Annotated in this window: 21 protein-coding genes; 11 read left to right on the top strand and 10 right to left on the bottom strand. The window is 72.0% G+C overall.

Features of this window, described 5'->3' with window-relative positions:
- Positions 1–261: 261 nt before the first annotated feature.
- Positions 262–534, top strand: coding sequence for a hypothetical protein (locus tag H9652_RS12465; RefSeq protein ID WP_191796535.1), 273 nt, complete (start codon positions 262–264; stop codon positions 532–534).
- Between the two features lie 105 nt (positions 535–639).
- Positions 640–1,191 carry a hypothetical protein gene (locus H9652_RS12460; RefSeq protein ID WP_191796534.1) on the top strand — a complete coding sequence of 184 codons (552 nt, stop codon included), beginning with the start codon at positions 640–642 and terminating at the stop codon, positions 1,189–1,191.
- Between the two features lie 154 nt (positions 1,192–1,345).
- Here H9652_RS12460 and H9652_RS12455 read toward each other — a convergent pair whose 3' ends face one another.
- From H9652_RS12455 to ctaC, 3 genes are read right to left on the bottom strand one after another with little or no spacing between them, the layout of a single operon-like run.
- The gene (locus H9652_RS12455) at positions 1,346–1,744 is read right to left on the bottom strand and encodes a cytochrome c oxidase subunit 4 (RefSeq protein WP_138824250.1); all 399 of its coding nucleotides are present in this window, start codon (positions 1,742–1,744) and stop codon (positions 1,346–1,348) included.
- Positions 1,741–3,558, bottom strand: a complete 1,818-nt coding sequence (gene ctaD, locus H9652_RS12450) for an aa3-type cytochrome oxidase subunit I (protein ID WP_191796533.1) — start codon at positions 3,556–3,558, stop codon at positions 1,741–1,743. The genes H9652_RS12455 and ctaD overlap by 4 nt, the downstream gene beginning before the upstream one ends.
- Positions 3,558–4,469, bottom strand: a complete 912-nt coding sequence (gene ctaC, locus H9652_RS12445) for an aa3-type cytochrome oxidase subunit II (RefSeq protein WP_138824248.1) — start codon at positions 4,467–4,469, stop codon at positions 3,558–3,560. Before ctaC ends, ctaD begins: the two co-directional genes overlap by 1 nt.
- Before the next feature lie 341 nt (positions 4,470–4,810).
- On the opposite strand from ctaC, the gene H9652_RS12440 reads away from it, so the two are divergent.
- Positions 4,811–5,977: a cysteine desulfurase family protein gene (locus tag H9652_RS12440; protein WP_318244148.1), complete on the top strand. Its 1,167-nt coding sequence runs from the start codon at positions 4,811–4,813 to the stop codon at positions 5,975–5,977.
- Positions 5,974–6,282 carry a sulfurtransferase TusA family protein gene (locus H9652_RS12435; RefSeq protein ID WP_191796531.1) on the top strand — a complete coding sequence of 103 codons (309 nt, stop codon included), beginning with the start codon at positions 5,974–5,976 and terminating at the stop codon, positions 6,280–6,282. The genes H9652_RS12440 and H9652_RS12435 overlap by 4 nt, the downstream gene beginning before the upstream one ends.
- Before the next feature lie 99 nt (positions 6,283–6,381).
- Here the strand turns inward: H9652_RS12435 and H9652_RS12430 are convergent, their stop codons facing one another.
- Both H9652_RS12430 and H9652_RS12425 read right to left on the bottom strand, forming a co-directional pair.
- Positions 6,382–6,732, bottom strand: coding sequence for a HesB/IscA family protein (locus H9652_RS12430; protein ID WP_030153043.1), 351 nt, complete (start codon positions 6,730–6,732; stop codon positions 6,382–6,384).
- Between the two features lie 156 nt (positions 6,733–6,888).
- Positions 6,889–8,118 carry a glycerate kinase gene (locus tag H9652_RS12425; RefSeq protein ID WP_191796530.1) on the bottom strand — a complete coding sequence of 410 codons (1,230 nt, stop codon included), beginning with the start codon at positions 8,116–8,118 and terminating at the stop codon, positions 6,889–6,891.
- A gap of 72 nt (positions 8,119–8,190) precedes the next feature.
- On the opposite strand from H9652_RS12425, the gene nadA reads away from it, so the two are divergent.
- Both nadA and H9652_RS12415 read left to right on the top strand, forming a co-directional pair.
- Positions 8,191–9,396, top strand: a complete 1,206-nt coding sequence (nadA, locus tag H9652_RS12420; protein ID WP_191796529.1) for a quinolinate synthase NadA — start codon at positions 8,191–8,193, stop codon at positions 9,394–9,396.
- 78 nt (positions 9,397–9,474) lie between these two features.
- Entirely contained in the window at positions 9,475–10,062 is a 588-nt protein-coding gene (locus H9652_RS12415; protein WP_191796528.1) for a DJ-1/PfpI family protein, read from the top strand.
- A 30-nt stretch (positions 10,063–10,092) separates the two neighbouring features.
- On the opposite strand, the gene H9652_RS12410 is transcribed toward H9652_RS12415, so the two are convergent.
- Positions 10,093–10,497, bottom strand: coding sequence for a DUF3817 domain-containing protein (locus tag H9652_RS12410; protein WP_318244147.1), 405 nt, complete (start codon positions 10,495–10,497; stop codon positions 10,093–10,095).
- 126 nt (positions 10,498–10,623) lie between these two features.
- Between H9652_RS12410 and H9652_RS12405 the strand changes: the two genes are divergently transcribed.
- Entirely contained in the window at positions 10,624–11,148 is a 525-nt protein-coding gene (locus H9652_RS12405) for an acyl-CoA thioesterase (RefSeq protein ID WP_191796526.1), read from the top strand.
- A gap of 26 nt (positions 11,149–11,174) precedes the next feature.
- Positions 11,175–11,501, top strand: coding sequence for an antibiotic biosynthesis monooxygenase family protein (locus H9652_RS12400; RefSeq protein ID WP_191796525.1), 327 nt, complete (start codon positions 11,175–11,177; stop codon positions 11,499–11,501).
- On the opposite strand, the gene H9652_RS12395 is transcribed toward H9652_RS12400, so the two are convergent.
- The 4 genes from H9652_RS12395 to H9652_RS12380 form a co-directional block, all read right to left on the bottom strand.
- On the bottom strand, positions 11,473–12,315 hold the full coding sequence (locus H9652_RS12395) for a VOC family protein (RefSeq protein ID WP_191796524.1): 843 nt from the start codon (positions 12,313–12,315) through the stop codon (positions 11,473–11,475). The two genes, H9652_RS12400 and H9652_RS12395, sit on opposite strands and share 29 nt — an antisense overlap.
- A gap of 100 nt (positions 12,316–12,415) precedes the next feature.
- On the bottom strand, positions 12,416–12,820 hold the full coding sequence (locus tag H9652_RS12390) for a VOC family protein (RefSeq protein WP_191796523.1): 405 nt from the start codon (positions 12,818–12,820) through the stop codon (positions 12,416–12,418).
- An 84-nt stretch (positions 12,821–12,904) separates the two neighbouring features.
- Positions 12,905–13,333: a helix-turn-helix transcriptional regulator gene (locus H9652_RS12385; protein WP_191796522.1), complete on the bottom strand. Its 429-nt coding sequence runs from the start codon at positions 13,331–13,333 to the stop codon at positions 12,905–12,907.
- 102 nt (positions 13,334–13,435) lie between these two features.
- Entirely contained in the window at positions 13,436–14,836 is a 1,401-nt protein-coding gene (locus H9652_RS12380; RefSeq protein WP_191796521.1) for a dipeptidase, read from the bottom strand.
- Positions 14,837–14,921: 85 nt separating this feature from the next.
- Between H9652_RS12380 and H9652_RS12375 the strand changes: the two genes are divergently transcribed.
- The 3 genes from H9652_RS12375 (at position 14,922) to H9652_RS12365 (ending at position 17,607) form a co-directional block, all read left to right on the top strand.
- Positions 14,922–15,524, top strand: a complete 603-nt coding sequence (locus H9652_RS12375) for a DUF3043 domain-containing protein (protein ID WP_138824235.1) — start codon at positions 14,922–14,924, stop codon at positions 15,522–15,524.
- Positions 15,525–15,594: 70 nt separating this feature from the next.
- Entirely contained in the window at positions 15,595–16,599 is a 1,005-nt protein-coding gene (locus tag H9652_RS12370; RefSeq protein WP_191796520.1) for an aldo/keto reductase family protein, read from the top strand.
- Positions 16,600–16,761: 162 nt separating this feature from the next.
- Entirely contained in the window at positions 16,762–17,607 is an 846-nt protein-coding gene (locus tag H9652_RS12365; protein WP_191796519.1) for a siderophore-interacting protein, read from the top strand.
- Positions 17,608–17,698: the final 91 nt, after the last annotated feature.

Here is a 17,698-nt window from a genome sequence, read left to right as displayed (position 1 = left end):
GGAACCTCGTCAACTGGGCCGACGCCGACGCACGCCTCGCCCGCGCCCGCACCCAGGGCGAAGGCCTCATCATCCCCACCTGACCCTCTGCGTCGCCCTACGGGCCGCACAGACCCCTTCCCGGGGTGTCTGTGCGGCCCGTTCGTGCTGGGCGTGACGTGGGCCGCCCGGTCTCGCCACGTTGCGCGCCGACGCGCGACCTCGGCGGTCAGCATCGGCCACGTACACCGCCGACCGCACCGGTGCGCTCTACTCCACCGGATGACCGCCACGATCGCGGTCCTGCACCGCTTCCAGCACCACCGGGGGTTCCAGCACCACCGGGAGTTCGAACACCACCGGGAGGCGCAGCCGGCCCCGTCCCGGGAGGATGGCCACGGGCCGGCGAGGGGACGACAAGCCATGGCGGTGGTCGAGGGAACGAACGTCTGGGCCACAGGGCTCCTCGTCGCGTCGAAGGGGCGCCACGGGCTGCTCCTGGAGCACGAGACGCGTGGCCTCGACCAGGTGCCGCCCGCGCTGGACGCGCCGTAGGTGGTGGCGCTCACGGGGTCCCGGCCGGCGCCCGGAGCTCTCGGTGCCGTCGTTGAGATCGTCGGGGTCCGGACCGGAGCCCACGTCCGGGTAGCCCGCGCGACGGTGCTGGGCCATCACAGGGACCGCCCGGCCCCGGGCGAGGCAGCAGCGACCGAGGGCGCCGCGACCGTGGCCGCGATCCGATCGACGATCCGGCGCCCGCCACCACGGCTCGCGGCCGGCACCAGTGACGTCCTGCGCACCCTCGACGCGCTCGGCCTCGTGGTGACCCAAGGCACGGGCCCGAGTCGCGAGTCGCGCGCCGAGGACGAGGGCGCGGGTGGGGGCACGGTCAGAATCACGGTCACCGACGCCGACGCAGCAGTTCGGGCTCTCGGCGACCTCGGGCGAGAGGGAGACGACCGGATCGTGCTGGTCCCGAGCCGGTGGGGCACGGTCGAGGCCGCGGCCGCGCGGGACCTGCACGCGAAGGTGCCGGAGGCCCTGCTCGTCGCCTTCGGGGAGTCGGTGACGGAGGACGACCAGCTCCAGGTCCAGCTCACGGTCACGTCCGTGACGCCCGCGCTCGAGGGTCTGGTCTCACGGCTTCCCGTCGGGATCGTCGACGTCACCGCCCTCGTGCACGAGCGGTCCTCGGCTGCGCGCCAGGTGTGAGTCCGCAGGCAGGCGTATGGCGGCCTCCGACGTCCGCGGCCCCGCGGACCACGCACTCCCCCGCAGCCCGCACCTCACGCGCACCCGTGCCCCGAGAACGCGCACGGGCCCCGCCTCCCAGAGGGAGACGGGGCCCGTCGTGTCGTGCGGTCGATCAGTGCGCGTGCTGTCCGCGAGAGAACTCGAAGACCCAGCCCACGAGGGCGACGGCACCGAGGACGACGCCGATACCGAGGATCCACCAGCCGAGCGCGAGGCCCAGGAAGGCGATCGCCGCGGCGCCTGCGATGGCCAGCGGCCACCAGCTCCACGGCGCGTAGACGCCCTGGTCGCCTGCGCCCTGCTCGATGAGACCGTCCGGGTCGTCCTCGGGGCGCGAGTCGATGCGCTTGGCCGTGAGGGCCAGGTAGCCACCGATCATGGCAGCGAGGCCGAAGGTCAGGAACAGCGCTGCGGAACCGACCGGCTCCCAGTGGCTCCAGAACCCGTAGACGAGTGCCATCAGGAGGAAGAACGGTGCGAGGAAGAGGTGGAGCCTCGATTCGACCTTCACTTGCCGTCCTCCTTCTCGCCGTCGCGCGGCTCGTCGATGATCATCGTCGAGGACTTGGCGCTGGGGTGATCCTTGCCCTCGACGCGGTCCGCGGCGACCTGCTGCTCGCCACGGCGGTCAGCGTCGCCGTAGATCTGCTGCAGGACGTTCGGGTTGGGCTCGGCGTGGTCCATGGCCGCGACCTCGGGGTGGTGCAGGTCGAACGCGGGGCGTTCCGAGCGGATCCGGGGCAGCGACGTGAAGTTGTGCCGCGGCGGCGGGCAGGAGGTCGCCCACTCGAGCGAGGCCCCATAGCCCCACGGGTCGTCCACGGTGACCTTGGGCGCGTTGCGCCAGGTCGTGTAGACGTTCCAGAGGAACGGCAGGGTCGAGGCGGCGAGGATGAACGCGCCGACCGTCGAGACCTGGTTCATCCACGTGAACCCCTCCTCCGGCATGTAGTCCGCGTAGCGACGCGGCATGCCGGCGACACCCAGCCAGTGCTGGACGAGGAAGGTGGCGTGGAAGCCGATGAAGAGCAGCCAGAAGTGGATCTTGCCGAGCTTCTCGTTGAGCATGCGCCCGGTGAACTTGGGCCACCAGAAGTAGAACCCGGCGAACATCGCGAACACGACGGTGCCGAAGACCACGTAGTGGAAGTGCGCCACGACGAAGTACGAGTCGGAGAGGCTGAAGTCCAGCGCCGGGCTCGAGAGGATGACCCCCGTGAGACCGCCGAAGAGGAAGGTCACGAGGAAGCCGATCGACCAGAGCATGGGCGTCTCGAACGTGAGCTTGCCGCGCCACATCGTGCCGATCCAGTTGAAGAACTTCACACCGGTCGGGACCGCGATGAGCATCGTCATGAACGCGAAGAACGGCAGCAGGACCGCGCCGGTCACGTACATGTGGTGGGCCCAGACGGTCACGGACAGCGCCGCGATCGCGATCGTCGCGTAGACCAGGCCCTTGTAGCCGAAGATCGGCTTGCGGCTGAAGACCGGCAGGATCTCCGAGACGATGCCGAAGAACGGCAGCGCGATGATGTAGACCTCGGGGTGACCGAAGAACCAGAACAGGTGCTGCCAGAGGATGGCACCGCCGTTCTCCGGGTTGAAGATCTGCGCACCGAGGCGGCGGTCCGCCCCGAGCGCGAACAGCGCCGCGGCCAGCGGGGGGAACGCCATCAGGACCAGGAGGCTCGTGACGAGCGTGTTCCAGGTGAAGATCGGCATGCGGAACATCGTCATGCCCGGAGCGCGCATCGTGATGATCGTCGTGATGAAGTTGACGGCACCGAGGATGGTTCCGAACCCGGCGAGGGCCAGGCCGAAGACCCAGAGATCTCCTCCGGCCCCTGGACTGAACGTCGTGTTCGACAGCGGCGCGTACGCGAACCATCCGAACGACGCGGCACCCTGCGGCGTGAAGAACCCGGCCGAGGCGATGAGGCCACCGAAGAGGTAGAGCCAGTAGGCGAACATGTTCAGTCGCGGGAAGGCGACGTCAGGTGCGCCGATCTGCAGCGGCATGATGACGTTCGCGAAGCCCGCGAAGAGCGGGGTGGCGAACAGCAGCAGCATGATCGTGCCGTGCATCGTGAAGAGCTGGTTGTACTGCTCCTTGCTCTGCACGATCTGGATGCCGGGCTCGAAGAGCTCGGCACGGATCACGAGGGCCATGAGGCCGCCGATGCAGAAGAAGATGAACGACGTGATCAGGTACATGTACCCGATGGTCTTGTGGTCGGTCGAGGTGACCCACTTGATGACGGTTCGTCCGAGCGTCTGGCGCTTCGGGGCGAGACCGGGAATGACTTCGGCCTGCGCGACCATCAGTTCTCACCTTCCGTGACGACGGGGGGGTTCGGGTCCTGGAGGCGGTTCAGGTCCAGCCCGAGCTCGCCGGTCTGACCCTTGTCCTCGAGCTTCTGCATCTGCGCGTCGTACTCCTCGCGGGAGACCACGGCGACGTTGAAGAGCATGCCCGAGTGGTGCTCGCCGCAGAGCTCGGCGCACTTGCCGGCGTAGACACCCTCGCGTGTGGGGGTGACCTGCCACTCGTTGGTGCGCTCCGGGATCATGTCCATCTTGAAGAGGAACGCGGGGATCCAGAAGGAGTGGATGACGTCGCGGGAGTCCAGCTTGAACCGGACGACCTCGTTGACCGGCAGGTACAGCGTCGGCAGCGACGTCGCGGTGCCGGGGGCACCCTCGATCTCGTCCTCGGAGCGGAGGTCGCCGACGTTGGCCTCGTGCTGGCCGGACTCGTAGACGTCGTCCGTGAGGTAGTTGAAGTCCCAGCTCCACTGCTTGCCGATGACCTGGATCTCGACGTCAGGCTCTGCGGAGAGGTCCTTGATCGCCGTCATGTCACGGTCGGTGTAGTAGAAGAGCACGAGCACCATGACGATCGGCACTGCCGTGTACATGATCTCGAGGGGCAGGTGGTAGCGCGTCTGCACGGGCAGGACGTGGTCGTCCTTGCGCTTGCGGTAGGCGGCCACGCACCACAGGATCAGTCCCCACGTGATGACACCGACGATGAGTGCCGCGATCCAGGACCCGTTCCACAGCGACGTGATGCGGGCGGTCTGGTCGGTCACCTCACCGTCGGAGTATCCGGGGAGAAATCCGCGCTGAACGGTCTCACTGGCACAACCGGACGCCAAGGCTGCGACCGCGACGGCGGAAGCCGTCGCTCGCAGGATGGTTCGCCGTGTGCGGCTAGGGGATTGCGAGTGCAAGGGGGGCCTTTCACTTCAACGTTCGACAGGGGGGCTCGATCTTCTCCACGAGTTCCCCGCAGAACCTTCGTCCTCGACCCACAGAGCCTAGCGCGCAAATGCCCTCTCTCGCGCCGTCAACGCGGCTTCTGAGCGTGACGAATCCGCCAACTTCCCGCGAGATCCCGGGGTTCGGCACACCCTCGGCGCATCTGTCAGATCGTCGCTTCCCGCGCGGCCCGCGCTACGGTGCACGGTGTACGTCGCGTCCGTGGCACATTCGGCGCGTCTGCAATGAAAGTTCGCCGATCGGCGGTTCGGGAGCCCTCCCCGGGCCGCCTCGCACGCCCTCTGGAGCTCATGTGACCGACACCACGACGCCCCCGCGTCGGGTCTACCTCGACAACGGCGGCCGGGCGGCCCTGCACCCCCTCGCACGCACCGCCCTCGCCCAGGCGATCGACGACGGGTGGGCCGACCCCCGGCGCCTGTACGCCGAGGCGCGCCGGGCCGCCGTGCTCCTTGACGGGGCCCGCGAGGCGATCGCCGCCGGCCTCGGCGCCCGGACCGAGGAGGTCCACCTCGCGCCCTCGCACGTGGCCGCCCTGCACGCCGCGGTGGGCGCGGTCGCGCTCGGGCGCCGTCGCACGGGACCGGGGATCGTCGTCTCGGCGGTCGAGCGCGCCGCAGTCCTGCACGCGGCCGAGCTCGCAGTCGCGACCGCGGGCAGCCCCGACGCCCTCGTGAAGGTCCCGGTCGACACGCTCGGCCGGGTCGACGAGGCCGCGATGACCGAGGCGGTCGCGAGCCCTGGGACCGCGCTCGCCGCGCTCCAGGTCGCCAACGGCGAGGTCGGCACGGTCCAGCCCGTCGCCGCGGTCCACGCGGCCGCGCGCCGCGCGGGGGTGCCGCTCGTCGTGGACGCGGGCGCCGTCGTCGGGCACGGGGAGGTTCCCGACGCCTGGGACCTGCTCGCCGCCGACCCTGCCGACTGGGGCGGCCCCGCGGGCGTCGGGGTGCTGGCGGTCCGCAACCGGGTCCGCTGGCGGCGCACCTGGCCCGAGGACGCCGAGCCGTGGTTCCCCGGCGGGGTGAGCGTGCCCGCCGCGTTCGCGGCCGCCGTCGCGCTCCAGTCGGTCCTGGCCGACCGCGCGGCGCAGGACACGCGGCGCCGGGCGATCGTCGACAAGGTGCGCGCCGTCGTCGGGCAGATCCCCGACGTCGAGGTCGTGGGCGACCCCGACGACCGGCTCCCCCACGTCGTGACCTTCTCGTTCCTGTTCGTCGACGGCGAGGCCCTGGTGACCGAGCTGGACCGGGCGGGGTTCGCGGTCGGGTCGGGGTCGGCGTGCACGTCGAGCACGCTCGAGCCCAGCCACGTCCTGGCCGCCATGGGCGTCCTGACGCACGGCAACGTGCGCATCGCGCTCGACCGGGCCACCACGCAGGACGACGTCGACCGCTTCCTCGCGGTCCTGCCCGGGGCCGTCGCGCGGGTGCGCGCCTCGCTCGGGGTGAGCGGGCTGTGAGCGACGAGCCGGTCACGCTCGTGGACGCGCGCACCCTGCGCTGCCCGCTGCCCGTCATCCGGCTCGCGGCCGCCGCGCGCGACCGTGCGCCGGGCGACGTCCTGACGGTCTGGTCGACCGACCCCGCAGCCCGTCACGACGTCCCGGCCTGGGCCCGCATGCGCGGCCACGCGGTCGTGGAGAGCACCGTCGTGGAGGGCACGGTCGTGGAGGGAGCCGAGGGACAGGACGCCGACGCGACGGACTCCGGGAGCACGCCCGACGGCGGCACGACCTGGGCGATCACCGTCCGCCTGGGTGGGTGACCGCCCAGGCACCGCCCCCACGGACGCAGACGGCCCGGCCACCGTGAGGTGACCGGGCCGTCGTGGCTCCTCGGCAGACGGGCTGCCGACGCGCGTGGATCAGCCGAACGAGCCGCCGCACGCGCAGGCGCTGCCCGCGTTGGGGTTGTCGATCGTGAAGCCCTGCTTCTCGATCGTGTCGGCGAAGTCGATGGTCGCGCCGTCCAGGTAGGGGACGCTCATCTTGTCGACGACGACCTCGACGCCGTCGTAGTCCTTGAGGGCGTCGCCGTCCAGGACACGCTCGTCGAAGTAGAGCTGGTAGATCAGGCCCGAGCAGCCACCGGGCTGGACGGCGACGCGCAGACGCAGGTCGTCGCGGCCCTCCTGCTCGAGGAGGCTGCGGATCTTGCCGGCCGCGAAGTCCGTCAGCAGGACGCCGTGGGTGGCGGTCTCGGTGGTCTCGCTCATCGTGTTCTCCGCACAGTCTTCGGTGGGCTCTCGCCCCGTGGTGTGCCGTCGGTCTGCGGCTCCCGCTCCCGGGCTGGCCGATCGGTCCTCAGGCTTGTCGCATACCCGTCAACACGACGGGAGATGGTTCTGTTCCCGAGTGTACGACGCCCGCGCTCACCTCTCGCTGCCGGCCCAGGTGCGGGCCACGCGAGCGACCCGAGCCCGCGCCGCGTCGCTGTCCGGCCCGAGCTCGTAGGCACCGCTGATGCCCGCCGCGGCCTGCTCGCGCCGACCGGCGAGGATCTCGCGCGCCAGGACGACGACCGGGACCCCGAGCGCACCGGCCCGGCGCGCGACCTCGGGCAGGGGGCCGTCGTGCGTCGTCGACGCGTCGAGCCGGTCGACGACCACGACCGCGACGTCGGCGGCCTCGACCCGCGCGCCCAGCCCGACGACGTCCGCGACCAGCGACGTCCCGGGCAGCAGGCGACCGCCGGCGGCGGCGATCCCGAAGCCCAGTCCCCCGCCCGCGCCTGCGCCGGGCAGCCCGGTCAGCGCCCGGTCGGCTGCCGCGCGCGACGCGACCCCCCCACCGCCCGGGGCGGGCGCCGCCGTCGGGCCGGAGACGCCCGGGCGGCCGGAAGCGCCGGACAGCAGGTCGCGGCGTGCCGTGCCATCCAGCGCGCGCGTGACCTCGTGCGCGTAGTGGCCGTGCGCCCGCTCGAGCTCCTGGGCGAGCGTCGCCAGCGCGGGCCGCGCGACCGCGAGCGCCCCGCTGGCCCCGTGCAGACCCAGCAGCGGCAGGTCGGACTCGACCGCGCCGACGAGCTCGACGGACCGCAGCGCGTCCCGGGCGCGGCGCGCGGCCGCGGCGTCGTCGGCGGTGGTCGCGCCGAGCGCGGCCCCGCCGCGGGTCAGCGGCCCCGTCCCGGTCCCTGCGAGCGCCGCGAGCATCCCGGCCCCGGCGTCGTGCGCACCGCTGTCCCCCGTCGCCACGACGACGCGCGAGGCCCGTCGGGCAGCGAGCGCGACCACCTGTCCGACGCCGTAGCTCGTCGCCGTGCCCAGCCCACCGCCGGCTGTGCTGCCGTCCGTCGGCGCGGGACGCAGGAACGCGGCCTCGACGTAGGCCGTGCGTGCCCCGGTCGCCGAGGGGTGGCCGAGCCGGAACGTCACGGGCACGTCGTCACCGGCCGCGCCGCGCGCGACGACCGCCACCTGCTCGGGGGCGTGGGCCGCGAGGGCGCGCAGGAATCCGGCCGCACCGGGGTTGAGGACGCACGGGTCCACGTCGCCGCGCACCGTGGCCGCCCAGGTCTCGGCGACCAGGGCGCACACGTCCTCGGCGGGCAGGTTCCCGTCCGACAGGGCGAGCGGGTCCGCGGCGGCGAGGAGGAGGTGCATGCCGCGATTGTGCCAGGCCGTCGACCCCGGCAGGGCTGCTCGACCGACCGACCGTTGTGCGACGATGGTCCCGTGAGCACCCTGTTGGACAGCGCCTTCGCGGAACCTGCCCCCTCCCCCCTCCTGCTCCTCGGACAGGGCCGGGACCTGGCCTCCGAGCGAGGAGTCGAGTGCACCGGCGAGCTGCCGGCCGCCAGCGACCCCGACCTCGTCGAACGTGCCCGTGCGGCCCGCGCCGCACTCGGCTCGCGGGCCTTCGTCCTGGGCCACCACTACCAGCGCGACGAGGTCATCGACTTCGCGGACGTCACGGGCGACTCGTTCAAGCTCGCGCGCGAGGCCGCGGCACGCCCCGCGGCCGAGTTCATCCTCTTCTGCGGCGTGCACTTCATGGCCGAGAGCGCGGACATCCTCACCTCGGACGCCCAGCAGGTCGTCCTGCCGGACCTCGCGGCGGGCTGCTCGATGGCCGACATGGCCGCGATCAACCAGGTCGAGGACGCATGGGAGGTCCTCCAGGACGTCGGGATCGCCGACGTCACGCTCCCCGTCACGTACATGAACTCGACCGCCGCGATCAAGGCCTTCACGGGTCGGCACGGCGGGACCATCTGCACGTCCTCGAACGCGGAGGTCGCGCTGCGCTGGGCATTCGACAAGCTGGACGCTGCGGGCGGCTCCCTCCCCAGCAAGGTCCTGTTCATGCCCGACCAGCACCTCGGACGCAACACCGCACTTCTCAAGCTCGGCATGTCCCCCGCGGACTGCGTGGTCTTCGACCCCCGCAAGCCGAACGGCGGTCTGACGGACGCCGAGCTGCGCGACGCACGCATGATCCTGTGGCGCGGGCACTGCTCGGTCCACGGACGCTTCTCCGAGCGCAACGTGACAGACATCCGTGCCGCGGTGCCGGGCATCAACGTGCTCGTGCACCCCGAGTGCAAGAACGAGGTCGTGGAGGCCGCGGACTACGTCGGCTCGACCGAGTACATCATCAAGATGCTGGATGCCGCCGAGCCCGGCTCGTCCTGGGCGATCGGCACAGAGCTCAACCTGGTGCGACGCGTCGCCCGCGCGCACCCGGACAAGCAGGTGCACTACCTCGACTCGACCGTCTGCTTCTGCTCGACGATGAACCGCATCGACCTGCCGCACCTCGTGTGGGCCATGGAGTCCCTCGTCGCCGGGCGCACGGTCAACCGCATCGTGGTCGACGCCGACGACGCCCACTGGGCACGCGTCGCGCTCGACCAGATGCTCGCCCTGCCCGGACTCTAGAAACCACCCGTCGGGCCCGTCGGCACCCGCCGGCGGACCCGACGGTCGCACCATCGCATCGACCCTCGGGGGTGACGGATGACGACCGGGAACGGTCTGAGCGTCGGGATCTTCGTGTTCGACGGCGCCGAGGAGCTCAACGTCGCGGGCCCCTACGAGGTGTTCACGACGTGGCGCGAGCGCTCTGCCCTCAAGCCGCGGGTCTCGACGTTCTCGTGGGACGGGCGCGGGGTGCGACTCGCACAAGGCCTGCACATGGTCCCCGACGGGTCCGCCGACGACGTCGACCCGGTCCAGGTGCTCGTGCACCCCGGAGGGCCCGGCATCCAGCGGCTGGTCGGGGACCCGACGCACCTCGCCTGGCTCCACGCGATGCGAGCCCGGACACCGCTCCTGGCGAGCGTGTGCACGGGCTCGCTCGCGTTCGCGGCGGCCGGTCTGCTGGCCGGGCGTCCGGCGACGACCCACTGGGACCACGTCGACGAGCTCGCCCGCCTCGACCCCAGCATCCTCGTCGACACCGAGACACGCTTCGTCGACGACGGCGACGTGGTCACCTCGGCCGGGGTGTCGGCCGGGATCGACATGGCGCTGCACCTCGTCGAACGGCTCGAGAGCGCCGAGGTTGCCGAGGAGGTCCGGCGCGCCCTGCAGTACGAGGGCTGAGGACCTGCCCCGCGCCACGACCGTCCGGGGTCAGGCGCCCGCACGCTCCTCGTAGCGGCCCGAGCGGTGCGCCCACCGGTCGAAGAAGACCGTGAGGAACGGCGGCAGCGTCGCGGCGAGCGCGAAGAAGACCGTCAGGAGCGACCAGCGCTGACGGACGGCCACGACGAGCGCGAGCGCGACGTAGGCGACGACCAGGCCCCCGTGGACGGGACCGAAGATCTTGACGCCGATCTCGGAGGCCTCGGCGATCCACTTGACGTACATCCCCACGAGCAGGCCGGCCCAGGAGAAGGCCTCGGCGATCGCGACGACGCGGAACGCGCGGACGGTCCAGTGGTGGGAGGTGGTGGGCACCTCGGGCACGGACGAGGGCTCGACGGCTGCGGGCGTCGGGGCGGCGTCGGGAACGGGGGCGGCGGTTCGGGAAGTCACGGGGGCCATCCTCACACGCCTCGGCGGACGGGCCGAACGACCGGTGAGTCCCGCACGGCGGGCCCCAGGGACGAAGCTCGACCCGCGATACCTGATACCGCCCGTGCTCGGTAGTAGCCTGCGACGGTGACCCGACAGATCCAGCTCACGATCGCCAGCACCCTGCCCCGCAAGGCCGTCCCCGGGCGCGGGGTCCTCGACCCCTCCGTGACCCGCATGCGCGTGCGCCCCGGCGACCTCGACTTCTACCTGCACGTGAACAACGGCGTCTACCTGCAGATGATGGACGTGGCGCGCAGCAACTTCCTCGCCGACCTCGGCGCCTTCGGGCTCCTGCGCGACCAGGGCTGGTACCCCGTCGTCGCGTCGTCGACCATGAAGTACCGCCGCTCGCTCCAGCTCTGGGACCGCTTCGAGATCACGACACGCGTGCTCGGGTGGGACGAGCGCGTCGTCTACCTCGAGCAGGTCTTCACGCGCGGCGGAGACCTGTGCGCGCGCGGCCTGATCGCGGGCCGGTTCCTGTCGAAGGCGGGCGACCGCATCCCGGGGCCCGAGGTCGTCGCCCTCCTGGGCACCTCGACCGTGAGCCCCGAGCTGCCGGCCGACGTGCGCGACTGGGCCCAGGCCGTGGACGTCGCAGCCCGCTGAGCCCGCGCCGCCCTACGCTGCGGGCCATGACGCACGAGGTGCTCGAGCACGCCCTGCTGCACGTGGTTCCCGGCCAGGAGACCGCCTTCGAGGAGGCCTTCGCGCACGCTCGGGCGATCATCTCCGCGATGCCCGGCTTCGGTGGGCTCTCGGTGTCGCGGTGCGTCGAGCGCCCCTCGACGTACCTCCTGCTCGTGCGCTGGGACCGCCTCGAGGCACACACCGAGGGCTTCCGCGGCTCGCCCGAGTACCTGCGGTGGAAGGCGCTGCTCCACCACTTCTACGACCCGTTCCCGGTCGTCGAGCACTACCGCGAGGTGTCCGTCATCCCTGGGCCGACAACCACGCCCTGACGTCCTCGAGCTGGGCGAGGACCGTCGTCAGGTCCTGCGTGAGGTGCTGCCCCCGGGCCGAGGCCACGCACCGGTCCACCTCGTCGAGCATGCGCCGGGCGGTCGCGGCGTCGTCGAGCCGGACGGCCAGCTCGGCACGGAAGGCCTGGGCCTCGACCCGGTCACGGGCCGAGGCGCCCAGGTCCCCCGCGTCGGCGTCGCGGCGCAGCGCGCCGTCGAGGATCTTCACGGCCTGCCCGACGTCGCCGCGCGAGTCCGCCTGGACCACCGCGTTGGCCACGGCGAGCAGCAGGCGCGACTCCCCCGGCGGGCCGTCCGGGCTGCCGGTGTCCTCGCCCGAGCCCGAGCGTGCCGCGCGCGACCGGTCCGCCGGGGTGCCGGTGCCGGGGTCCGCGAGATCCGCCGTCCCCGGCTCGGGGTCCTCGGGGCGCCGCACGACCCGCAACCAGTTCCCGGCGGGGTCCACGAGGCTGAACCCGCTGAGCCCGCCCGCATTCGCCCGACGACGGGGCCGCGTGATGCGCGGGAAACCGCTCAGCGGCAGCTTCCCGTAGATCGCGCGCAGCCCGGCCGCCCACGCCTCGTACAGGGGCTCGGTGTCGTCGACCACGACCAGGCACGAGCCGTACGAGTCCTCGGGACGAAAGCCGTCCATCGCGAAGTAGTGCAGGTCGATGCCGCCACGGCGCAGCGCGAGGTACGGGTTGGGCCGGGTCTGCCGGTAGGTCACCTCGAACCCGAGGGCCACGGCGAAGTCGTGGATCTCGTCGATCGACGCGCACGGCAGCAGGGGGACCATCGTCTCGTTCGCCATGTCCCTATCCCACCACCCCGGCGGGGACCACGTCTCCGGCAGGGGCGACGTGGGCTCGGGCGCCGACCGCTCGTGCCCTGCCCCGGCCGCTCGACCCTGCTCAGGCGGCCTGGGCGACCCGGACCATGTTGCCCGACGGGTCCCGGAACGCGCAGTCGCGCGGACCCCAGTCCTGGTCCATGGGCTCCTGCAGGACCTCGGCGCCCGACGCCCGGACGGTCTCGAAGAGAGCGTCGACGTCGTCGGTCGCGAACACGAGGATCGGCAGGACGCCCTTGATCATGAGCTCCTGGAGCGCGTCGCCGTCGGCCTGCGAGCGACCCGCGTGCGGTGCCGAGAGCACGATGCCCAGACCGGGCTGCGCGTCCGACCCGAGCGTGACCCAGCGGAACCCCTCGGAACCCACGTCGTTGTGCACCTTGAGCCCGAGCGCGTCGCTGTAGAACGCGATCGACTCGTCGACGTCGTTGACGGTGATGTTGCAGAACTTCAGTGAGATGGTCATGACGGCGACTCTAGGACGGGGCTCGCGCGACCGCTTCTCCGATCCTGCTCGATGCGGGCGGTCCCCCTCGCAGCCCCGCTGTGCTCAGCGCGCGGTGGTGCCCGCGGTCGCCGCGGCGCTGCGCGCCGGGCGCGTCAGGACCTGGGCCAAACACGGTGGCATGGCCTTGACCGCGGCGTGCTCCCTGCTCCGGTACGCCGAGGGCGTCTCGCCCACGACCTCGGTGAACTTCGAGCTGAACGAGCCGAGCGACGTACACCCGACCGCCATGCACGCGTCCGTGACGCTCGCGCCGCCCCGCAGCAGGGCCATCGCCCGCTCGATCCGTCGCGTCATGAGGTAGCAGTAGGGCGTCTCGCCGTACGTCGCCCGGAAGCGGCGCGAGAAGTGCGCGGGAGACATGAGGGCCTTACGCGCCATGGTCGGGACGTCGAGCGGCGCCGCGTACTCCCGGTCCATGAGGTCCCGGGCGCGGCGCAGCAGCACGAGCTCCTCGATCTCCTGCGGGGTCATCCTCCGAACGTAGCACCGGGGTCGCCCGGGGTCGCCCGCCGAGAACGGGTGCGCGGTCGTCGTCGAGCCGATGTCGACCGCACACCCGTTCTCGGCGACGACTCAACCCTGCGCGAGGCGCGTCAGCAGGAGTGCCTCGGCCAGCACGACCTTCTTGAGCTCACCGAGGTGCACCGACTCGTTCGCGCCGTGCGCGCGCGAGTCGGGGTCCTCGACGCCCGTCACGAGGATGGCCGCGTCAGGGAAGACGTCGAGCAGGTCAGCGATGAACGGGATCGAGCCGCCGATGCCGATGTCGACCGGCGCCGTGCCCCACGACGTCTCGAACGCCCAGCGCGCGGCCTGCATCGCCGACGAGTCGGTGGGCGCCTGGAACGGCTTGCCCGTCTCGCCGTCGTGCACCGTGACCTGCGCGCCGAACGGCGCGTTCGACTCGAGGTGCGCGCGCAGCGCCGCGAGCGCGGCCGCCGGGTCCTGGCCGGGCGCGATGCGCAGCGAGATCTTGGCCGTCGCGCGCGGGGTCAGCGTGTTGGACGCGTGCGCGACGCTCGGCGCGTCGATCCCGATGACGGACAGCGCCGGCTTGGTCCACAGGCGACCCGTCAGCGTCCCTTCGCCCGCGAGGCGGACCCCGTCGAGCACCGAGGAGTCCGCGCGGAAGTCCGCCTCCTCGTAGTCCACGGTCGGGTCCGGCGCGGAAACCAGGCCCTCGACCGCGACGTTCCCCTGCTCGTCGTGGAGCGTGGCGATCAGGCGCGAGAGCAGCGTGAGCGCGTCGAGCACCGGGCCTCCGAACATGCCCGAGTGCACCGCGTGGCCCAGCACCGCGACCTCGACGTCGCAGTCGACCAGCCCACGCAGGCTCGTGGTGAGCCCCGGGACCCCGACCTTCCAGTTCGCGGAGTCCGCGACGACGATCACGTCCGCCGCGAGGAGGTCCTTGTGCTGGTTCAGGAACGGCAGGAAGCTCGGCGACCCGACCTCCTCCTCGCCCTCGACGAAGACCGTCACGCCGATCGGCAGGTCACCCAGCGCGGACAGCGCCCGCAGCGCACCCACGTGAGCAACGATCCCGGCCTTGTCGTCGGCCGCACCACGACCGAACAGCCGACCGTCGACCTCGGTCGGGACGAACGGGTCAGTGTCCCACGTGGCCGCGTCGCCCGGGGGCTGCACGTCGTGGTGCGCGTAGAGCAGGACCGTCGGGGCGCCCTCCGGGGCCGGGCGGCGCGCGACGACCGCGGGGGCGCCGAGCGGACCCGCGACGCCCGTCGCGTGCAGGATCTGCACCTCGGGCAGCCCCGCACCGCGCAGGAGCTCGGCCACGGCCTCGGCGCTCGCCGCGACGTGCGCCTGGTCGAACGCGGAGTTGGACACGGACGGGATGCGCACGAGCGCCTCGAGGTCGCCGCGCAGGGCGGGGAAGAGCTCGGCGACCCGGGCGCGCAGGTGAGCGACGTCGTCGGGCTCGGGAAGGGTGCTGGTTCCAGGTGTGCTGTTCACCCGGGCAACGCTACCCGCCGGTACGCCTCCGCTCCTGCCCGCCGCACGTGACGAGGCAGCCCCCGTCCTCGACTACGCTGGACCTGTGTTCTCACGCAACAAGTCCTCCGCGCCCTCGTCGAACGACGCCCCCGATCCCGTTGCCGCCGCAGCCGAGATCGAGAAGGCCGGCAAGGGCAGGCCGACGCCCAAGCGCAAGGTCGCCGAGGCCGCCAACAAGCGCCCGCTCGTGCCCTCGGACCGCAAGTCCGCGGCCAAGACCGCGCGCCAGCAGCAGCGTGACGCACGCGACCGCCAGTTCCAGGCCATGCAGACGGGCGACGAGCGCTACATGCCCGCCCGCGACAAGGGTCCGGTCAAGCGCTACGTGCGCGACTACGTGGACGCCCGCTGGAACCTGGGCGAGTTCTTCCTGCCCGTCGCCCTGGTGTTCATCGTCCTGACGTTCGTGTTCTCCCAGAACCTGAACATGGCGACGATCATCATCTTCGTGCTCTACGGGATCGTGCTCATCACGATCATCGACGCGTTCATCATGTGGCGCTCGCTCAAGAAGCGCCTGGTCGCGAAGTTCGGGCCGGACTCCCCCAAGGGCAACGCGATGTACGCCGTGATGCGCGCCTTCCAGCTGCGCCGCGCACGCCTGCCCAAGCCCATGCACAAGAAGCACGGCAGCTTCCCCGCGTAGCGTCTCGCGTCCGGTCCGCCGGACGGACCGCAGTTCCCCGAGGTGCCCCGGGCAACTTAGTGTTGTCCCCATGCCCAACTACCGCTTCCTCGGCAACTCCGGACTCAAGATCTCCGAGATCACCTACGGCAACTGGCTCACCCACGGCTCGCAGGTCGAGAACGACGTCGCGACCCAGTGCGTCCACGCCGCGCTCGACGCCGGCATCACCACGTTCGACACCGCCGACGTCTACGCCAACACCAAGGCCGAGCAGGTCCTCGGCGACGCCCTCAAGGGACAGCGCCGCGAGTCCCTCGAGATCTTCACCAAGGTCTACTGGCCCACGGGCCCTGGCGGGGCCAACGACTCGGGCCTGTCCCGCAAGCACGTCATGGAGTCGATCAACGGCTCGCTCCAGCGCCTCGGCACCGACTACGTCGACCTCTACCAGGCGCACCGCTTCGACCAGTCGACCCCGCTCGAGGAGACGATGCAGGCGTTCGCCGACATCGTCCGCCAGGGCAAGGCCCTCTACATCGGCGTGAGCGAGTGGACCGCGGACCAGATCCGCGCGGGCCACGCCCTCTCGAAGGAGCTCGGCTTCCAGCTCATCTCCTCCCAGCCCCAGTACTCGATGCTGTGGCGCGTCATCGAGGACGAGGTCGTCCCGACCTCGCGCGAGCTGGGCCTGTCCCAGATCGTCTGGTCCCCCGTCGCGCAGGGCGTGCTGAGCGGCAAGTACCTGCCCGGCCAGCCCGCCCCCGCCGGGTCGCGCGCCACCGACGCCAACGGCTCGCGCTTCATCCAGCAGTTCATGACCGAGGACGTGCTCACGCGCGTCCAGCAGCTGAAGGCCGTCGCCGACGAGCTGGGCCTGACGCAGGCACAGCTCGCTGTCGCGTGGGTCCTGCAGAACGACAACGTCGCTGCCGCCCTCATCGGCGCCTCGCGCCCCGAGCAGGTCGCCGAGAACGTCAAGGCGTCCGGCGTGGTCATCCCCGCCGAGCTCATGGCGAAGATCGACGAGATCCTCGGCGACGTCGTCGAGCGCGACGCCGGCAAGACCGCTGCGGGAGCCCCCGGGCCCCGCTGAGCCCGTGTCACCGGCGCCTCGCCGACAGGCTGAGGTCCTGGTGACCGACGTCGACGACCCCGGGTGCTCACCGAGCGCCCGGGGTCGTCGACGTCCTGCGTTGGCCGGTTCGCGGTACACCCTGTCCCCACAGGCCACCCTGTCCCGGCCTACCGTGGCCGGATGGCTTCCCCCTGCTTCCCGGCCCGCGTCGTCACGGCGACGCGCATCACGCCGCACATGGTCCGTGTCCACCTCGAGGTCGTCGGTGACTGGAGGTGGACGACCGACGGTCAGGGCGACGAGCGCATCGACCTCGCCTTCCCGTCCCCCGGTCAGACCGTCGCGGAGATCGAGTTCTTCAACCAGGACGACTACGGGGTCGTACCCGTCGAGGGCACCGAGCCGCCGTGGCGCCACTACACGGCCCGCCGGGTCCACGACGAGGGCCGCACGATCGTGGTCGACCTCGCCGTGCACCCGGGCGGCCTCGCGTCCGACTGGGCCGAGCGCGCCGAGTCGGGCCACGTCCTCGGCGTGTTCGCAGGAGGTGAGTCCCGCAGCTACTACGACGCCCCGGCCGACGCCGAGTGGCGTCTGCTCGTCGCCGACCCGACCGGTCTGCCCGGGCTCGGGCGCATCGTCGAGGAGCTCCCGCCGGGCGGCGTCGCGCACGCGATCGTGGAGGTGCCGACGCCCGAGGACCGCCAGGAGCTCGAGACCCGCGGAGACGTGACGTACACGTGGCTCGTGACCCCGGAGGGTGCGCGCCCGGGCGCGGCGCTCGTCGAGGCGGTGCGCGCCCTGCCCGTCCTGGAGACCCCGGGCTACGCGTGGGTCGCGTGCGAGAGCGCCGCGAGCCGCGACATCCGCCGCACGCTCCGGTCCGCGTGGGGCATGGCCCGCGACCGGCACCAGGTCGTCGGGTACTGGACCGCCGGGAAGGTCAACGTCCGCGCGGACCGGGACGCCGAGGACACCCACGACCACGACCACGACCATCATGCGGAGGCGGCGCACCAGCACTAGTCCGGACGGGACGTCCGGCTGTCACCCGCCGGTCGTCCCTCGGACGTCCGCCGGACGCCCTCACGGCGGCCGGCTCCCCTGTCCGGCCCCC

Source organism: Oerskovia rustica (assembly GCF_014836555.1).
GTDB lineage: Bacteria > Actinomycetota > Actinomycetes > Actinomycetales > Cellulomonadaceae > Oerskovia > Oerskovia rustica.
The sequence above is the reverse complement of the archived record's forward strand: the minus strand, read 5'-3'. Positions and strand labels throughout refer to the sequence as shown.

Coding starts and splice junctions, on each gene's coding strand:
- H9652_RS12370 (WP_191796520.1), top strand. CDS start 15,595: ATGCCCAACTACCGCTTCCTCGGCAACTCCGGACTCAAGATCTCCGAG.
- H9652_RS12465 (WP_191796535.1), top strand. CDS start 262: ATGACCGCCACGATCGCGGTCCTGCACCGCTTCCAGCACCACCGGGGG.
- H9652_RS12430 (WP_030153043.1), bottom strand. CDS start 6,732: ATGAGCGAGACCACCGAGACCGCCACCCACGGCGTCCTGCTGACGGAC.
- H9652_RS12415 (WP_191796528.1), top strand. CDS start 9,475: ATGACGACCGGGAACGGTCTGAGCGTCGGGATCTTCGTGTTCGACGGC.
- H9652_RS12395 (WP_191796524.1), bottom strand. CDS start 12,315: ATGGCGAACGAGACGATGGTCCCCCTGCTGCCGTGCGCGTCGATCGAC.
- H9652_RS12425 (WP_191796530.1), bottom strand. CDS start 8,118: ATGCACCTCCTCCTCGCCGCCGCGGACCCGCTCGCCCTGTCGGACGGG.
- H9652_RS12400 (WP_191796525.1), top strand. CDS start 11,175: ATGACGCACGAGGTGCTCGAGCACGCCCTGCTGCACGTGGTTCCCGGC.
- H9652_RS12390 (WP_191796523.1), bottom strand. CDS start 12,820: ATGACCATCTCACTGAAGTTCTGCAACATCACCGTCAACGACGTCGAC.
- ctaD (WP_191796533.1), bottom strand. CDS start 3,558: ATGGTCGCGCAGGCCGAAGTCATTCCCGGTCTCGCCCCGAAGCGCCAG.
- H9652_RS12385 (WP_191796522.1), bottom strand. CDS start 13,333: ATGACCCCGCAGGAGATCGAGGAGCTCGTGCTGCTGCGCCGCGCCCGG.
- H9652_RS12365 (WP_191796519.1), top strand. CDS start 16,762: ATGGCTTCCCCCTGCTTCCCGGCCCGCGTCGTCACGGCGACGCGCATC.